This window comes from Larsenimonas rhizosphaerae (assembly GCF_026240105.1).
In the GTDB taxonomy this organism is placed as follows: domain Bacteria; phylum Pseudomonadota; class Gammaproteobacteria; order Pseudomonadales; family Halomonadaceae; genus Larsenimonas; species Larsenimonas rhizosphaerae.
Genome location: NZ_JAPIVE010000003.1, coordinates 202432 through 218345, shown reverse-complemented (window position 1 = coordinate 218345; position 15914 = coordinate 202432). Strand labels below are relative to the sequence as shown.

Annotated in this window: 11 protein-coding genes; 8 read left to right on the top strand and 3 right to left on the bottom strand. The window is 61.5% G+C overall.

Annotated elements, in window-relative coordinates; genetic code table 11:
- Positions 1–187 precede the first annotated feature (187 nt).
- Positions 188–1567: a PepSY-associated TM helix domain-containing protein gene (locus OQ287_RS11070; RefSeq protein WP_265896454.1), complete on the bottom strand. Its 1380-nt coding sequence runs from the start codon at positions 1565–1567 to the stop codon at positions 188–190.
- 47 nt (positions 1568–1614) lie between these two features.
- Positions 1615–2010, bottom strand: coding sequence for a DUF2946 domain-containing protein (locus OQ287_RS11065; protein ID WP_250939283.1), 396 nt, complete (start codon positions 2008–2010; stop codon positions 1615–1617).
- A gap of 133 nt (positions 2011–2143) precedes the next feature.
- Between OQ287_RS11065 and OQ287_RS11060 the strand changes: the two genes are divergently transcribed.
- Positions 2144–3805, top strand: coding sequence for a methyl-accepting chemotaxis protein (locus OQ287_RS11060; RefSeq protein ID WP_250939284.1), 1662 nt, complete (start codon positions 2144–2146; stop codon positions 3803–3805).
- A gap of 30 nt (positions 3806–3835) precedes the next feature.
- On the opposite strand, the gene OQ287_RS11055 is transcribed toward OQ287_RS11060, so the two are convergent.
- Complete coding sequence (locus tag OQ287_RS11055) at positions 3836–4336, bottom strand: ankyrin repeat domain-containing protein (protein ID WP_265896453.1); 501 nt, start codon at positions 4334–4336, stop codon at positions 3836–3838.
- A gap of 346 nt (positions 4337–4682) precedes the next feature.
- Here OQ287_RS11055 and OQ287_RS11050 point away from each other — a divergent pair, with 346 nt between their 5' ends.
- From OQ287_RS11050 to OQ287_RS11020, 7 genes are all read left to right on the top strand, one after another.
- Positions 4683–6785 carry a TonB-dependent receptor gene (locus tag OQ287_RS11050; protein ID WP_265896452.1) on the top strand — a complete coding sequence of 701 codons (2103 nt, stop codon included), beginning with the start codon at positions 4683–4685 and terminating at the stop codon, positions 6783–6785.
- Positions 6786–6995: 210 nt separating this feature from the next.
- Positions 6996–8762 (top strand): IucA/IucC family protein, encoded by a 1767-nt coding sequence (locus OQ287_RS11045; protein ID WP_265896451.1) that lies wholly within the window; start codon positions 6996–6998, stop codon positions 8760–8762.
- Complete coding sequence (locus OQ287_RS11040) at positions 8755–9963, top strand: type III PLP-dependent enzyme (protein WP_265896450.1); 1209 nt, start codon at positions 8755–8757, stop codon at positions 9961–9963. The genes OQ287_RS11045 and OQ287_RS11040 overlap by 8 nt, the downstream gene beginning before the upstream one ends.
- The gene (locus OQ287_RS11035; protein ID WP_265896449.1) at positions 9960–11342 is read left to right on the top strand and encodes an MFS transporter; all 1383 of its coding nucleotides are present in this window, start codon (positions 9960–9962) and stop codon (positions 11340–11342) included. Before OQ287_RS11040 ends, OQ287_RS11035 begins: the two co-directional genes overlap by 4 nt.
- Positions 11343–11357: 15 nt before the next feature.
- On the top strand, positions 11358–13220 hold the full coding sequence (locus OQ287_RS11030) for an IucA/IucC family protein (protein WP_265896448.1): 1863 nt from the start codon (positions 11358–11360) through the stop codon (positions 13218–13220).
- Positions 13210–13992 (top strand): HpcH/HpaI aldolase family protein, encoded by a 783-nt coding sequence (locus OQ287_RS11025; protein ID WP_265896447.1) that lies wholly within the window; start codon positions 13210–13212, stop codon positions 13990–13992. Before OQ287_RS11030 ends, OQ287_RS11025 begins: the two co-directional genes overlap by 11 nt.
- Positions 13989–15902 (top strand): IucA/IucC family protein, encoded by a 1914-nt coding sequence (locus tag OQ287_RS11020; RefSeq protein WP_265896446.1) that lies wholly within the window; start codon positions 13989–13991, stop codon positions 15900–15902. Before OQ287_RS11025 ends, OQ287_RS11020 begins: the two co-directional genes overlap by 4 nt.
- The last annotated feature ends 12 nt before the right edge of the window (positions 15903–15914 follow it).

The window sequence follows — 15914 nt, the reverse complement described above, 5'->3', positions numbered from 1 at the left end:
AAATGCACACATCTTTTTGAATGTTGTGTTGTTGTTCATGAAAGTTTAACCGAAGTTAATCGCATCCTACTCCGAAAACGGCCACGTCGGTAGCCGTCACTGCAGGGGTAACACTGGATAAGAGGAGGGATGCGGTCAGTGGCCCCTGTCACCGGATGCGGCGACAGGGGTTTAAGAACTGTCTGATTTAGTTGACGGCGGTTCGTCTGGAGCCGTGCCTGAGAAGAGCAACCAGCATATCCAGAACCAGCATGATGGCCAGACTGACGCCCAGTACCGGCAGAGCCAGTCCAAGTGCGATTGCACCGGCTGTGATGGTCAGACGGGCCGTCCATGACTGGTCGCGCATCAGACCGACAAGGCTTCCGTGCACCTGTACCGCGGTAGCGCGTCGAAGCCACCACATCCGGTATCCCAGTATGATCATGGTACATAATCCAGCGCCGGTAGCTGCCAGAATCAGCTGGTTGGGCAGGCCGAACAAAATGCCCATGTGCGCATCAATTCCCCAGCGAGTCAGCTTGGCGGCCAGAGGGTAGTCGGCAAAGGTGGCATGGTCCACTTCCCGCCCGGTCAGCGGGTCGAACGTGGCTTCATCCACATGAGTCGGCCAGCGTCGGTCGATCTCGCGTACTTTCCATGCCTGGCCGGCCGGTTTTGCCTGAATCTCGATCACGGGGCTTTCAAGCCCTGTCTGACGCGCCCGTGCCAGCATCAAGTCAAACGTGGCTGCCGTGCCTGCCATCGATGGCATGCTGCCGCCTGTAGCCCTGTGCTCGGCATGTGCGTCCGGCTCCCTTGCCATGGTGGTGTGGGTCATGGTCGTCGAAGCCGAGGGCGTACTCCAGCCGAAGGCGTGGCGAAATTCGGCAATGTTGGCCCCTGCCCAGGTCGACCAGGTCAGCCCGGTGGCGGAAAAGAACAGCAGCCCCAGCAGCAGGCATCCGCCCAGCACCTGGTGCCATCGACGATAGCGGCTGCGCAGGGAGGAGGCCCCGGATGATGTGCGCCGAGGGGCTGTGATCCAGAGTATCAGCCCACCCAGTGCGGCTACCCATAGCCATGAGGCGGCAAGTTCGCTGTAAGCGCGGCCGGTGTCTCCCAGCAGCAGGCTGCGATGCAGTTGGTCAAGCCAGGTTCGCAGCGGGAGGATGCCACTGGTGCCATAGACCTCAAGATCGCCCCTGACTTCCAGCGTGTCGGGGGCAATGAAAATAGCGCGACTGGTGGACGCGGGGGCATCCTGTGGCGTGAACATGACGCGCGTCGTGCGGCCAGGGGCCGTGGCAGGGCGTACTGCCGATGGCAGGGCCTTCGTGCCAAGGGCCTGCTGAGCGGCGAGGATCTGATCGGCCAGTGGGCGGGCTGTGCCCTGAGTGGGGGCCGTCAGAGCATGGTGATATACAAGGTTTTCAAGCTGTGGTGTCAGCACATAGGCAGTGCCGGTGAAGGCCGCTACCAGCATGAACGGCGCAATGAACAGGCCAATATAAAGGTGCAGGCGCAGCAGCAGGGGGCGTAGCGTCGCGCGTACGCCGGCCGCGTTTGAAGAACGGGCAATCGACATGGGGCATTCTCTTCGACATGGACATGGAATACGGCACAGGCCGCGAGTCAGGTGATGCGTGTCGAAAGGAAAGAAGGTGGCGCTCTGGGCGCGAAGGTCGCATGCAGGAACGGTGGGGCCCGAGGGGCCTGGCAGGCGGTCATCAACGGCGTTGATATCTGACGCGACCCGACCGGAAGCTGCAGGGCGGGAAGGCTCAAGGCCGGCACATGGGCAAACAGCAGACAATAACCACAGGCTGCCAGATGTGCGTGCGTCTCGCCGTCCTGACTCATGTCATGGCCTGCGGCCATGGAGTGCTCGGCTGTCTGAGCGTGATCTGCTGCTCGCTGGCTCTGGCTGATCAACGGCCCCATGAACACCAGCAGCATGGCAAAAAGGCCAAGCCAGGCAGGTAATGTTCGAGGAGCATGTCGGGAAGATATCATCAGGTCAGCAGCCATGTGGACAGGCGATCCATATCATACTCGTTTGCCCCCGATTCAGACAGTGGCGCCCACTGACATCCGACTGCTCATGATCAAGGTCAGGTGGTGCCGGTCGATAGCACGGTATACCCATTCGTGAGGATGCATCATGCTGTCGAACATCAAGATTGGTACGCGTCTGGCCGCTGCGTTTGCCATCGTTTCCCTGCTGTTGCTGCTGTCTTCTGCGGTCGGGTTATACGGCCTGCTATCCATGAAGGAGACCGCTCATACTGCAATCGAACGTGACGCGGCCCTGTCAATGAATGCACTGAATATCCAGCGGCTGGCGCTGCAGGAACGTCGTTTCGAGAAGGATGCCTTCATCAATCTTGATAACCCTGACAAGCTTCTATCCTACCGTACCCGGTGGGACGGTGCGCGTACCGAGCTGATGCAGACATTGCGCACTGGAGAGGCGCTGGCGGTAGCGCCTGAAAACCGGGAGCTCTATGCCCGTGCTCAGCAGGCACTGGAGCGGTACGCGTCTGACTTTATCGGAGTCCATGAGCGGATCCAGGCAGGGGAGCTGACAACGACCGCCGATGCCAATACGGCTTTTTCTGCCTACAAGCAGAATATCTATGAACTGGAAGAGCTGGCCGGTCAAATCAATGACGTGGCGGCTAGCCGGCTCGCGGCAGCACCGCCTTATATTGACCAGCAGTCCAACAAGGCCCTGATTGCCCTGATCGCCTTTTCCGGCATGGCGCTGCTGCTGGCAGCGGCACTGTCCTGGGTAATTACACGCGGGATTACCCGGCCCCTTAACCAGGCCCTGTCGGCCGTCAATCAGATGGCTGATGGCGATTTGCGTCATGAGGTGCGTTCCGAACGCAGGGATGAAATCGGCACCCTGCTTCGTGGCGTTGCCGAGATGCGTACTTCGCTGGCCTCTCTGGTCACCTCTCTGCGTCATTCAAGCAATGCCGTGTTTGACGGGGCCAATCATATCTCTTCCGGAGCGCGTGAACTGTCGTCCCGGACCGAAGAGCAGGCCGCGTCGCTTGAAGAGACGGCTGCGAGCATGGAAGAGATCACCGCGACCGTAAAACACAGCACCGACGCGACCCGCGAAGCCGATCAGCAGGCCAATAGTGCCGCGGAGCAGGCTTCTCGAGGCGGCGCTGATGTTCAGCGGAATGTGATCCTGATGCGTGAGATTGCGGCCAGTTCGAGCAAGATGCACGAGATCATCAAGGTGATCGATGACATTGCCTTTCAAACCAATCTGCTGGCACTGAACGCCTCGGTGGAATCGGCGCGCGCCGGCGACAAGGGACGCGGGTTTGCCGTGGTAGCCAATGAAGTACGCTCGCTGGCAACCCGGAGTGCGGCATCGGCACACGACATCCGCATCATGCTGGATGAGACGCACAAAAAGATTCTCGAGTGTGCGACTCAGTCCGAGCACAGCGGCGAAACCATTGAAGGGGTGGTGGTATCGATTACGCGGGTTGCCGAACTGATCAGCAGTGTCGCCATGGCTACCCGTGAACAGATGCAGGGGATCGACCAGATCAATACCGCCGTATCACAGATCGATGGAGTGACTCAGCAGAACGCGGCACTGGTGCAGGAATCCAGCCTGTCCTCGGCTGAACTTGAACAGCAGGCCTCCGAACTCAAGGCCCTGGTGGCGCGGTTCAAGCTACCGGACGAACAGTGGGCCGAACAGGCACATGCCGCCACTGAGTCACATGGCACTACCACGTCCAAAAGCCGATCAGGTCGGTCCTCCGGGCATCACATGCCGGAATATCAGACCTGATGGTATGAGGTGCCGATGACCCTCGTCCTGTTAAAGCAGGGCGGGGGTTTTTTGTGCGCCCATGACCTCCGCAAGCTGCCTGGCCGTGACACCCTTGCTATCGGTACGATTGACATCGGCCCCCTGGTCGATCAGCAGGCGCACCGCCTCGGGGTGGTCAAACATGGCAGCGTACATCAGTGGCGTCTTGCCATCTTCTGTACTGCCATCGACTGCGGCACCGCCGTTGAGCAATATCCTGATCATCTCGACATCTCCCTTGAACGCCGCGCCTGACAGCGGGTTCTGACCCTTGCTGTTATAAAGCTCCGGGTCAGCGCCGTGCTCCAGCAGCAGGCGGGTCGTCTCATGATGACCATGGTAACTGGCCAGCATCAATACGCTGTCACCGTTGTGATTGCGCATGTCTACCGGCATGCCGTGGGCAAGCCAGGTAGTGAAGTTGGCACTGTCTCCCTCGCGGGCAGCATTGAAGATGCGTGCGGCAAGGTCGAGAGCGTCATCATCCAGCGGTGGGGGAGTATCTGTCATGCAGGGCCTCTTTCCTTATCGGTCATGAATGCAGCCAGTATGGCGCGGTGTGTGCAGCACGCCCAGTCGGCATTTTCTATCTCGCCAAGATAGCCGATGTATGACGCCGGCTCGACCTGCAGACCGATGCCGGCCTGAAAGTCCTCATTATTCTTTGCCTGATACACATTGCCCCGATCTGGATACGCGCAGTGTCGCGTCTGTTTCAAAAATAAACGTCCTGTTAAATACAAATGATAATTTTTTGTAGATGATAATAAGTGCTATTAATGGGCGGTGTTGGTCAACACATTCCCCGGGTGGTACGACCCGAGAAGAACACAAAAAAGACAAGGAACAGGGCTAAATGACGTTACAGAAAAGATGGTCGGTACTCCCTCTGGCCTGCCTTGCGTGGGCGCCTCTGGTGGCAGGTGCCGAACCGTCTGATACAGATTCGATGGTGGTGACCGCCACGCGCACCGGTACGGACAAGCAGGATGCACCCCAGACCATTCGCATCATCAGCCACGAGGAAATCCGCCAGCAGCAACAGATTACCTCGGACTCGTCGGAAATTCTCAGCAACCTGTTGCCTGGGTTCTCACCGGCCCGCCAGAAAATGAGCGGCAGTGGTGAAACGCTGCGCGGGCGCACACCGCTGGTCATGATCGATGGCATACCGCAGTCCAATCCGCTGCGCCCGACCGGCCGTGAACTGCATACCATCGATTTTTCGATGGTGGATCATATCGAGGTTATTCAGGGGGCCAATGCCACCAACGGGCTCGGAGCCACCGGCGGGGTCATCAATATCATCACGCGTCGTCCGGCTCCGGGGTCATTTACCCAGCACCTCAATGTCCAGGTGACCACCCCCACGTCGCGGCTTGATTCCGAAACCACCGGGTATAAAACCACCTATGGCGTCAGCGGCAACAAGGGCAAGCTCGATTATGTTTTCTCGATGAGCCATGAAGACCAGGGGCTGTTTCGTGATGGTGATGACCATCCGGTCGGGGTGGATAACACCCAAGGAGATTTGATGGCGTCCCGCAGCTATGACCTGTTCGGCAAGGCGTCCTACTGGTTCAACGATGACCAGCGTCTGCAGTTTAGCGCCAACCGCTACATCATCCGGGGCAATGATGATTACATCAGCGTCGATGGTGACCGGGATAACGGTGTGCCGACCACGTCACGCCGCGGCAATCCGCCGGGCGAGGCACCCTACAACAAGGTCTGGACGACCGGCATTACCTACGACGACTACGACCTGGCCGGCATGCATTTGAACATGCTGGCATTTTATCAGGATTACGAATCGTTGTTCGGCGCCACGGATTCCGGCAGCTATCAGGATCCTGCCCTGGCCCCGATAGGGACGTTGTATGACCAGTCCATGGCCAGTACCACGAAATACGGCACCAAGACGTCCCTGACCAGGGATGACATCTGGGACAGCCGCATCAAGCTGACCGTGGGATTCGATACCACTCTTGACAAGACCGAGCAGTCTCTCTGGCGTACCGGGCGCACGTATGTGCCTGAAATTCAGTATCTTGATCTCTCCCCGTTCATGCAGGTGGATATCAAGCCGATCGACAGCCTGACCGTGTCGATGGGAGCCCGGTATGAGTACGCCAGACTTGATATCGATGGTTATCAGACCGTGGCGGCCAACAATGGCGTCAACGTCGAGGGCGGCTCGCCCAGCTTTAACGAGACCCTGTACAACGTAGGCGCGGTATGGACTCCGATTACCGACTGGAGTCTGTTTGCCAACTATTCCGAAGGGTTTGCCATTCCTGATGTGGGCCGGGCGCTGCGCGGGATCAGCCAGCCGGGTCAGTCCGTGGATGACTTCGACAACCTCCGGCCGATTGTCACCGATAACGTCGAAACCGGCGTGCGCTACAACGATGGGCGCCTGGACGCCGAACTCAGCTACTACGTGTCATCCTCCGATTTCGGCAGCCGTGTGACCCGCGTTAATGACGCCTTTGTCATGCAGCGCCAGAAAACCGAAATCGACGGCATTGAAGCATCGGTGGGGTATCAATTCACGCCTGCCCATCACGGCAAGCTGGCCTATTCCCACATTCGTGGGCGTTATGACAGTGATGACAACGGGTCACTGGATGCCGACCTCGATGGCCTCAACGTGGCGCCGGATCGGCTGATTGCCAGCTGGTCGGCCCGGTGGAACCCCGAATGGTCTTCCTTTATCCAGGCCACGCATGCCTTCAATGAAGATTATGACGGTGACGACAAGGACTTCGATGGTTATACCCTGGTAGATGCTGCCGTGGGCTATACCCTGCCGGTCGGGCGGATCAATGTCGGGATCTCGAACCTGTTCGACAAGCAGTACATCACGTATTACTCGCAAAGCGCCGTCACCCAGGATGAACGTTATTTCGCCGGGCGAGGTCGTACCTTGACGCTTGGTTACAGCGCAGACTTCTAACGGGGCAGTGCCATGGTGTCTTCCTGCATGGACGCCATGGCACGCCGCACAGTGCATGAGCCGAGGCCACTGCCATGACTCAAGTGTCCTGTTTAATAACCCATTGCCCCGCTGTGCGGGCGCAACGCATTACAACAACACATCACAATAATTACCCTGTGACTGGCCGTAGACGGAATACAACTGGAAGCTTTACCCGGCGGAGAGTGTATGAACGAACGGCAGCTGTTTTATCCCGCGCGCGCCATCAGCGAGCGCGAATCCACCCATGCGCTTCTTAACTGCATCATCAGGGAGTATGCGATACCCGGCGGCTATCTGGCTCATCACTGGCCCGAGTGTCGTCATGGCCTGATGGTGGCCCCGGCGGAAGGTGTCTATCCGCTGGCCATCCACTGGCCTGACGGGCTGGCCCTGTTTATTACGGTCGACAGGTGCTCTGCGCTTGGCGCGCACCGCTATCTCTCCCCGCTGTACATGAAGCGGCCTGACGAGACTGACTGGTGTGTTTTCTCGATGGGGCAGCATGTCACGACGCTACTGGCCACGCTGACCGGTCTGGAAGGCGTACGTAACGATGAGCTTGCTACCCAGATAAGTGACAGTCTGGAGACGATGACCGAGATCGTTCAGGCGCGTCATCAGGCTGGCTCACCGCTGCTTGATTATGTGGCAAGTGAACAGGGCCTGTGGTTCGGCCATCCATCTCATCCGGCCCCCAAGGCGCGGCACTGGCCGAACGACACTGATCGTGACGCCGTGACGCCGGAGCATCAGGCGCAATGTGCGCTGTACCAGTTCGCGGTCCCGAAACGTGGTCTGGAAGTGGTCGTCAACGGCCTGGATGAGGCCTTGATCATCGATAGCGTCGGTCGGCAGCATCAGGCCCGGGCCGGGGAGGTGGTGATCAGCATGCACCCTGTCCAGGCGGCACTGTTCAAGCAGGCACCGGCCGTGCAGGCGCTGCTGGCATCCGGCACGCTTCGTGACCTGGGCGCCAGTGGTCGACGGGCCAGCCCAACGGCCTCGCTTCGCACCTGGTATGTGGATCAGCAGCCGTTTTTCATCAAGGGCTCACTCAATCTGCGCGTCACCAACTGTGTGCGCAAGAACGCCTGGTATGAGCTTGAAGGCACCCTGGTGATTGATCGCGTGCTTCAGACCCTGGTCGCTGAAAATGACCCTGCCCTGGCGCGGCTTCGCCTTGCCCGGGAACCCGCGGTGCTCTGGTGGGCGCCGCCTGAGGTCGAGGAGGGGCAGCGGCGCTGGTTCATGGAGCAGACCGGCATCATTTTGCGTGAAAACTTCTGCCTCAGGGAGGGGCGGCACCGGTGCGTGCTGACCGCCACGCTGGTTGCGCGCAACGTGGACGGAAACGCGCTGCTCGATGACTTTCTCCCCCGACACCGGCAGGGCGGTGCCGGTCAGTACGCCCTGAACTGGTTCTCGGCGTATCTGGAAACCCTGCTCGCGCCGGTGCTGGTGCTTTTTTTCCGCTACGGCGTGGTGCTTGAACCCCATTTGCAGAATTGTGTGCTGATACATGACCAGGGCCAGCCGCGGGACATGCTGTTGCGCGATTTCGAAGGCATCAAGCTGGTCGATGGGCAGGGCACACGGTGGATGGATGCTGACATCCCGGGACATGTGCGTGATGCGATGACCTACAGCCGCGCTCAGGGATGGCGTCGGGTCGTTTACTGCCTGTTGATCAACCATCTGTCGGAGGCCGTGCTGGCGCTGAGCTGGAATCGTCCGGCGCTGGCGCCAGCATTATGGGCGCAGGTCAGGGAGCACCTTGTCGAAGTGCGAAGCACGCTGGGAGAGACGGAAGCACCGGAGCTGGATGCGCTGCTCGACGGGGCGTCACTGCCGTGTAAAACCAATCTCAAGGTGCGTTTGATGGCCGGCGCCGACCGTGAAGCGGGCTATGTGGACCTGCCCAGCCCGTGGGCGATGGAGGTGGCCTGTGCGTGAGTTGCCCCCCACCGTGAAAGCCGCCGTGCTGGCTGCACGCGCCGAGCATGATGACCCCGTCTCTGCCTTTGTGTTTGACTTGGACGCCCTGGCGCGCCACGCCCGGCAGACCCGGTTGATGCTGCCAGAGGGGGTCGAGCTTTTCTATGCCATCAAGGCCAACAGTGAAACGCCCCTGCTTGAGGTCCTGGCCTCCAGCGTGGACGGGTTTGAATTGTCCTCCGGGGGCGAACTTGAACGCGCTGCTGCCTGTCGTGTCGCGCGTCCCTGGTTGCTGTCCGGGCCCGGCAAGCTGGACAGTGAATTGCGGGCTGCCATGGCCTGTGACATTGCGGCGATCCATGTTGAAAGTCTGTCGGAAATTGACCGACTGTCGGCTCTGGCTCGGTCAGCAGGGCGACAACAGGCTGTATTCATTCGCGTGAATCCTGCGCTGGATGCGCGGTTTTCCACCCGGCTCAACATGGCCGGGCGCGCCAGCCCCTTCGGGATCGACGAGGCAGAGCTTGAAGCCGCCGTGGCCCGGGTCGACGCCTCCGAGGCCCTGGTGTTGCAGGGGTTTCACGTGCATGCCATGTCGCACCAGAAAAGTGCTGAACGTCATCAGGCCCTTATCGCCCTTTATCTGGATAAATGGCCCCGGTGGCGTGCGCTGTGCGCGGATCCTGCGCGGGTGACCCACTTGAATGTGGGGGGTGGCATTGGCGTTGATTACACCGGGGAGGGCGGGTTTGACTGGCCGGCATTCTGTGCCTGGCTGGGTGAGACGCTTGCCGCCTGGCCGGAGGCCCCGGTGCTGCGGTTTGAAATCGGACGCTATTTAAGCGCGTTTTGCGGCTACTACGTCATGGAAGTACTGGACTGCAAGCAAAGCCATGGCGAGCACTTCCTGATATGTCGTGGCGGTACGCACCAGTTTCGTCTGCCGGTGGCGCAGGGCCATGACCACCCGATTATTCATGTGCCCTGTCACGCTGCTGGAGAGGGGCAAGGCCAGGTGTGGACCGTGGTCGGACAGCTCTGCACCCCAAAGGATGTTTTGAGCCGCGGTCAGTATCTGGACGATGTGGCCGTGGGTGATGTGCTGGTGCTACCGCTGGCCGGAGCGTACGGCTATAACATCTCCCACGCGGATTTCCTCTGTCACCCCCGGCCCATGCTTCACTTTATTGGTACTGGCCGGGCCGGAGGCGGGGTATGACGGTTGCGCCTCGCCGGGTGCTGCAGGTTGTTCTGCTGGGAACCGGTACGGTCAGTCTGGGCAACAGCATGCTTAACCCGGCCCTGCCGTCCTTTATGCAGGCGTTTTCAGTCAGCGCCGGCCACGCTGCCTGGGTCGTTTCCGGTTTCATGGTCTCGATGGTGCTGGCCATGCCGCTCACAAGCTATCTGGGACAGCGTTATGGCCGGCGGCGGCTATATCTGGTGGGCATGTCGCTTTATACCCTCGGCGCAGTGATGGGCGGGGTGGCGTTTTCCTTTCCCCAGGTGCTGATGGCGCGCGCGGTCCAGGGAGCCGCCAGCGGGCTGGTCATCCCGCTGGCATTGCCGCTGTTGTTCAAGGTATTTCCAGCGGCTGAACGGGGCCGGGTGACGGGGGTCTGGGCCAGCGTGGTGATGCTGGTACCCGCGGTCGGCCCGCTGGTCGGCGCGCTGATGGTCGAAAATGGCGGGTGGCGGGGGCTTTTTATCATGCAGGTGCCTCTGGCCGTGCTGGCGGGCGCGGGGGCCTGCCGCTGTCTGCCTGGCCGTGATGGACCATCAGAGGCCCCGGTCCGGTTCGATGGTATCGGGTACGGGCTGATTGTGACGGCGCTGCTACTGGTGATGGGGGGCGGGTACTGGATGTCCCGCGGCGGCGGGCTGAACGCGCTGGCAGGCATCGTCGCCGGACTCATGGTGGGCGCGGTGCTGGTTCGCCACGAACGTCACCACCCGGCGCCGCTGCTGGCCCTGTCCATTTTCGGCCGTCGCGATTTCTGCCACGGCATGGTGGTGGCCGTACTGCACTCTGTCAGCATGTTTTCAAGCCTGGTGCTGATTCCTCTGTGGGTGCAGGTGGTAATGGGCCGCAGTGCGCTGTGGACCGGCACGGCGCTGCTGTGTACCGCTGTGTTTGCCAGTGGCTTTGGTCGCCTGGGTGGGCGCTGGCTTGACCTGCACGGGCCGCGCTGGCTCATCGGCAGCGGGCTGGTCGTGACGGCCGCGGCCACCGTGGCGCTGGGCCGGTTGCCGGCAGAGGCCTCCATTGTCAGCCTCTGCGTCCTGATGGCGCTGCGCGGTGCCGGCATCGGATTGTCCTACATGCCGTCCACTACGGTCGCGCTTCATACCCTGCCCGAGGCGCTCACGACCCAGGGCGCTGCCATCAGTAATATCGCCCGACGCGTCACGGCGTCGCTGGCGGTGGTGGCGGTGTCTGTCGCGATCGACCTGTTGCCGGCACGTGGCGTTGCCCTGCCGGACATCCTTCATCTGCTGTTTACCCTCTCTGGCCTGTTACTGCTGCTGGCAGTCCCCAGCGCCCTGCGTCTTACGCCCACTCCGATTGCTCGCCAGACCGGCGCTGAATCTCGATGACAAGGAATATTTCCCATGATGTGTATGGATCAGGCGGTTTTACCCGATGTGTCAACGTCGGATACGCCCTTTCTGGATCAGACGGCGCACTGGCGTCACGCAGCGCGTATAGAGCGCCGCGTGGTGGCTCAGCTGCTGCAAACCCTGTTGTATGAACAGGTGCTTGCCTATGACGTGACCGAAAGGGCGGGCGCGCATCACTTTGAGGTGGCGCTTGCCGGGGGGCGAGTACTCACGGCTCTGGGCCGGGTGTGCCAGAGCTTTTCGCTGATTCGACTGGAAGCCGACAGCCTCAGGGTCGAGTCTCCGGCGGAGCCGGCGGTGGCGCTCACACTGCCGACATTACTGAGCGAGGTGGATGCACTGACCGGGGCACTGGCCGCCCAGCCGGGGTTTGTACGAGAGCTTGAGCAGACGCTGCTTCATGACCTGCAGTCGGCGGCGGCTTATACGCCACCGGTAGGGCCACCCACGGCGCTTGGTGCCGATGCGCTGGAGCAGTACTTTACGGACGCGCACAGTTATCATCCCTGCTACAAGTCTCGCATCGGGTTCACGCTGCAGGACAACGCGCGTTTCGGGCCGGAGTTTGGCCAGCCGCTGCAGGTGGTCTGGCTGGCGATACCGGCCTCGCGCGCCGTGGTCGGCCATACCGATGAAGTGGATCTGGATGCCCTGATGGCCGGACAGGCCGGGACTGCCGTGATGGCAGAGCGCGACGCCTTTTGTGATCGCCGTGGCCTGCGCCGTGATGAGGTGGTTCTGCTGCCGGTACATCCCTGGCAGTGGCGGGAACAGGGCCTGCGTGCCCTGTACCCGGAACTGGCCCGTGATGAAGTCGCCTGCCTGGGCGCCGGTGCCAGCTGGTTTGTGCCCCAGCAATCGATCCGCACGCTATCGCCGACCACGCCCACCGAGCCCTGCCTTAAACTGGCCATGAGCCTGACCAACACCTCCAGCACCCGATTGCTGGCGCGGCATACCGTCACCAATGCGCCCCGGATTACCGCCTGGCTTCAGACGCTGGTTGCGCAGGATGAGGCCGCCCGCGCGATGGATTTTATTTTGCTGGGGGAAGTCGCCGGGGTCAGCCTGGATGAGCGCAGGGTCAGCACCCTGCGTCATGACACGGTTTACGGAGCGCTTGGCGCGATCTGGCGAGACAATATCGCCACGCACCTGCGGTCGGGGGAGCAGGCGGTGCCGTTCAATGGGCTGAGTCAGTGTGGCCGTTCTCCGGACGGGATACCGGCGGCACCTTTCATTGATCCCTGGATCGCGCAGTATGGCCTCATGGCCTGGACCCGGGCATTGATCGAGGCAGCAGCAGCGCCGGTGCTGCACCTGCTGTTTGCCGAAGGCATCGGGCTTGAATCCCATGGGCAGAACATCGTTATCGTGCACCGGGATGGCTGGCCGGTGCGGGCGGCCCTGAAGGACTTCCATGATGGGGTACGCTTCAGTCCGGCCCATCTGGCTCATCCGCAGCAGATTCCTGAGCTTGAGCCGGTGCCTGCCCGCCACGCCGCACTGAACCGCAATTCCTTCCTGATTACCGATGACCCGGCCGCGGTTCGAGACTACTCCTGCGATGCCTTTTTCTTCATCGCGCTGGCCGATATGGCCATTTTCCTGCAGCGGCATTACGGCCTGGACGAGCCCCGGTTCTGGCAGATGACGGCCGGGGTCATCATGGCGTATCAGCAGGCGCACCCGCAGCACCGTGAGCGATTCGAACGCTTTGACGTGTTCAATGCCGGGTATGACGTGGAGGCGCTGACCTGTCGCCGGTTGTTTGGCGATGACGAACCCCGTATCCGGCACGTACCCAATCCACTGACGGCGTTCCGGCCCGGGGAGCAGCGCAATGCTGAGTGAGAACCGTCTCAGGCAGGCCCTCAAGGCCGGCCGTAGCGTATTTGGCGTGCTGGCGTCGTTGCCCACGGCCGCGTCCATCGAGCTGATTGGCGACGCCGGCTTTGATTTTGTGGTGATTGATACCGAACACGTGCTGATTAACCCCGAAACCATTGAGCACATGATCCGCACGGCGGAGCGTTATCGCATGACGCCGCTGGTGCGTGTGCCGGATGCCGACCCCAAGCGCATGCTGCGGCTGCTGGATGGCGGGGCGCAGGGCATTGTCATCCCTCAGGTTGAATCGCCGGAAACGGTGCGCCAGGCGGTTCAGGCCTGCCGTTACGCCCCGGAAGGCAACCGCAGTCTGAATGCCGGGCGCCCGGGGGCCTTCGGGCGGGATGCCCTGTCGACGTACGTGGCGCATGCCAATCGCCACATCATGGTGGTGGCCATGATTGAAACCGTGGCGGGGGTGGCGGCCGCCCGGGATATTGCCGAGACCCCGGGGCTGGATCTGGTGCTGGAAGGCGCGGCTGATCTGTCCCAGTCGCTGGGTATCAGCTGGGATACCGGCCATCCTCGTGTGCTGGCGGCGCTGGAACATACTGCCCGGACCTGTCTCGACAGCGGCGTACCCTACGCCGCCTTTCTGCGCCACGAGGATGCCGGTGCCTACTGGCGTGCGCGTGGCGTCACGACCTTCATGCTCGGCGATGAGCGCGGTATTGCCTTTCGCGCACTGCGCCGCGCCCTTGAACAGGCACATACCGATACAGGAGCCCGCTCATGACTGCATTTTCCACGTACGATGCCCCGACGACGGATGACCTTCATGCCGAGGCAGCCCGACGCCATGTGCTTCGCAGTCTGGTGGATGCACTGCTGGTCGAGGAGATGTTCAGCCATCTACCGGTGATCTGGTCAGACGCCGATGAGGCCTCCTTGTGGCTTGCCGGTCACTCGGCGATGTCCCTCTTGAGCGCAGACCCGGCGCGACGGCTTTGGCGCTGGACAATAGCGACTACGCCCGAGGTAACGCTGTTCATGGTGCTGCAACCGGGGATTACCCAGGCCTGGGAGCTGGCCGATGGCAGCGGTGTCTGGTGTGTGCCTGCCCATGGCGCGGTGTCAGTGGAGGGTGCGTCCCTTGCTCCGGATGAGTTCATGCGCCAGGTGTGTGTGGGCCTTCATCCAGACGACCCTGACCCCACGGCGGGGGAGGCCGTGTTTTTAAATGCGCTGGCCACCAGTACCTGGCAACTGGCCCGCTCGCAGGCGCACTGTATTGATCATCAGGGCCTGCTCGACAAGCCGGCGTGGGCATTCTTTACCGTCATGGAGCAATGGGCCTCGCTGCTGGACCGACCTTATCATCCGACGGCCAAGGCCAAGGAGGGGCTCTCGGCGGAGGAGTATGTCGCCTGGGTGGCCGAGTTTGACCAGCCGGTGACTCTTGCCTGGGTGGCTGTCAGGCGCAGTGCGCTGATGACCGGCGCGGAGGTGGCCGCTGGCGATGCCCCGGCCACGTGGTTGATGACCGCCGCCGAACAGGTCGCGCTGGCGGCCGAGCTTCACCGCCTGGGCGTTGAGGAAAGCCACATGGCGCTGCCTGTACATCCCTGGCAGCAGCGGCACGCCTTGCCTCACTGGCTTGCCGAGGCTTTCGCCTGCGGTGACTGCCTGACGCTTGCGGTTACCTCGACGGACTGGAAGGCCAGCTCGTCACTCAGGTCACTGCTGCCCGGACGAGACAGTCGACACAGCGTCAAGCTGCCCATGGCGGTTAACTCACTGGGGGCGTCGCGCTACCTGCCGGCGGTCAAGATGATGAACGGCGATCTGAGCGCCTCCCTGTTGCATCAGGCCCAGGCACGCGATGCCCGGCTGGCGGAGGCACTTCACCTGTGCGAGGAGGGGCGATGGTGGGCCTTCATGCCCGAGGGTGCCTCGCTTTTTGATGAAGCGCCACGGCATTTATCCGCCATGGTCAGAAGTTACCCCGAGGCACTGGCCCGTGATCCGGCGTGCCGCCTGTTACCGATGGCCGCACTGGGCACGCCCTTGCCGGAGGGCGGCCATCACTTTCTGGATGACTGGCTGGCCTGGCGCCGGCTTGAGCCTTGTAAAGAGAACGTGGTGCAGCTGACAGGTGAGCTGATCGGCGTGTTCTTCGAACTCACCCTGCGCCTGTTTCGGCTGGGCATGCTGCCGGAAGTGCATGGGCAAAATGCGGTGCTGGTATGGCGCGAGGGGCGGGTCACCGGCATGGTGCTGCGTGATCATGATTCCCTGCGGATTGCTGTCCCGGCCCTGGAGGCCGCGGGCCTTGCCGATCCTGAGTACCGCATCAAGCCGAGGCACTCGAATACGCTTTACCACGATGACCTGGCGGGCCTGTTGTTCTGGTTGCAAACCCTGGCCATTCAAGTCAATGTGCGGGCTGTTGTTGATACTATTGCGTCTCATTTCGAGATGCCTGTGTCCGCGCTCTGGCAGGAAGTGGCCAGGCAGTTACGCCGGCAGATACACGATATTCCCTTTACCGCGCCGGTGCGTGCGCTGTTGATCAAGCAGTTGTTCGACGCGCCGTACTGGCCGTTCAAGCATCTGGTCGGGCCGATCATGGTGCGTGCCGGCGGGCCGGGCAGCATGCCGTTTGGCACCGGCAGGGCCGTTAATCCGTTACAGCGCATCGCGTGATGCGCCTGACAC

What these genes read in the sequence shown, in the direction of transcription:
- OQ287_RS11025 (WP_265896447.1), top strand. Translation starts at nt 13,210, where the DNA reads ATGCTGAGTGAGAACCGTCTCAGGCAGGCCCTCAAGGCCGGCCGTAGC.
- OQ287_RS11050 (WP_265896452.1), top strand. Translation starts at nt 4,683, where the DNA reads ATGACGTTACAGAAAAGATGGTCGGTACTCCCTCTGGCCTGCCTTGCG.
- OQ287_RS11065 (WP_250939283.1), bottom strand. Translation starts at nt 2,010, where the DNA reads ATGGCTGCTGACCTGATGATATCTTCCCGACATGCTCCTCGAACATTA.
- OQ287_RS11045 (WP_265896451.1), top strand. Translation starts at nt 6,996, where the DNA reads ATGAACGAACGGCAGCTGTTTTATCCCGCGCGCGCCATCAGCGAGCGC.
- OQ287_RS11020 (WP_265896446.1), top strand. Translation starts at nt 13,989, where the DNA reads ATGACTGCATTTTCCACGTACGATGCCCCGACGACGGATGACCTTCAT.
- OQ287_RS11060 (WP_250939284.1), top strand. Translation starts at nt 2,144, where the DNA reads ATGCTGTCGAACATCAAGATTGGTACGCGTCTGGCCGCTGCGTTTGCC.
- OQ287_RS11035 (WP_265896449.1), top strand. Translation starts at nt 9,960, where the DNA reads ATGACGGTTGCGCCTCGCCGGGTGCTGCAGGTTGTTCTGCTGGGAACC.
- OQ287_RS11055 (WP_265896453.1), bottom strand. Translation starts at nt 4,336, where the DNA reads ATGACAGATACTCCCCCACCGCTGGATGATGACGCTCTCGACCTTGCC.
- OQ287_RS11070 (WP_265896454.1), bottom strand. Translation starts at nt 1,567, where the DNA reads ATGTCGATTGCCCGTTCTTCAAACGCGGCCGGCGTACGCGCGACGCTA.
- OQ287_RS11030 (WP_265896448.1), top strand. Translation starts at nt 11,358, where the DNA reads ATGATGTGTATGGATCAGGCGGTTTTACCCGATGTGTCAACGTCGGAT.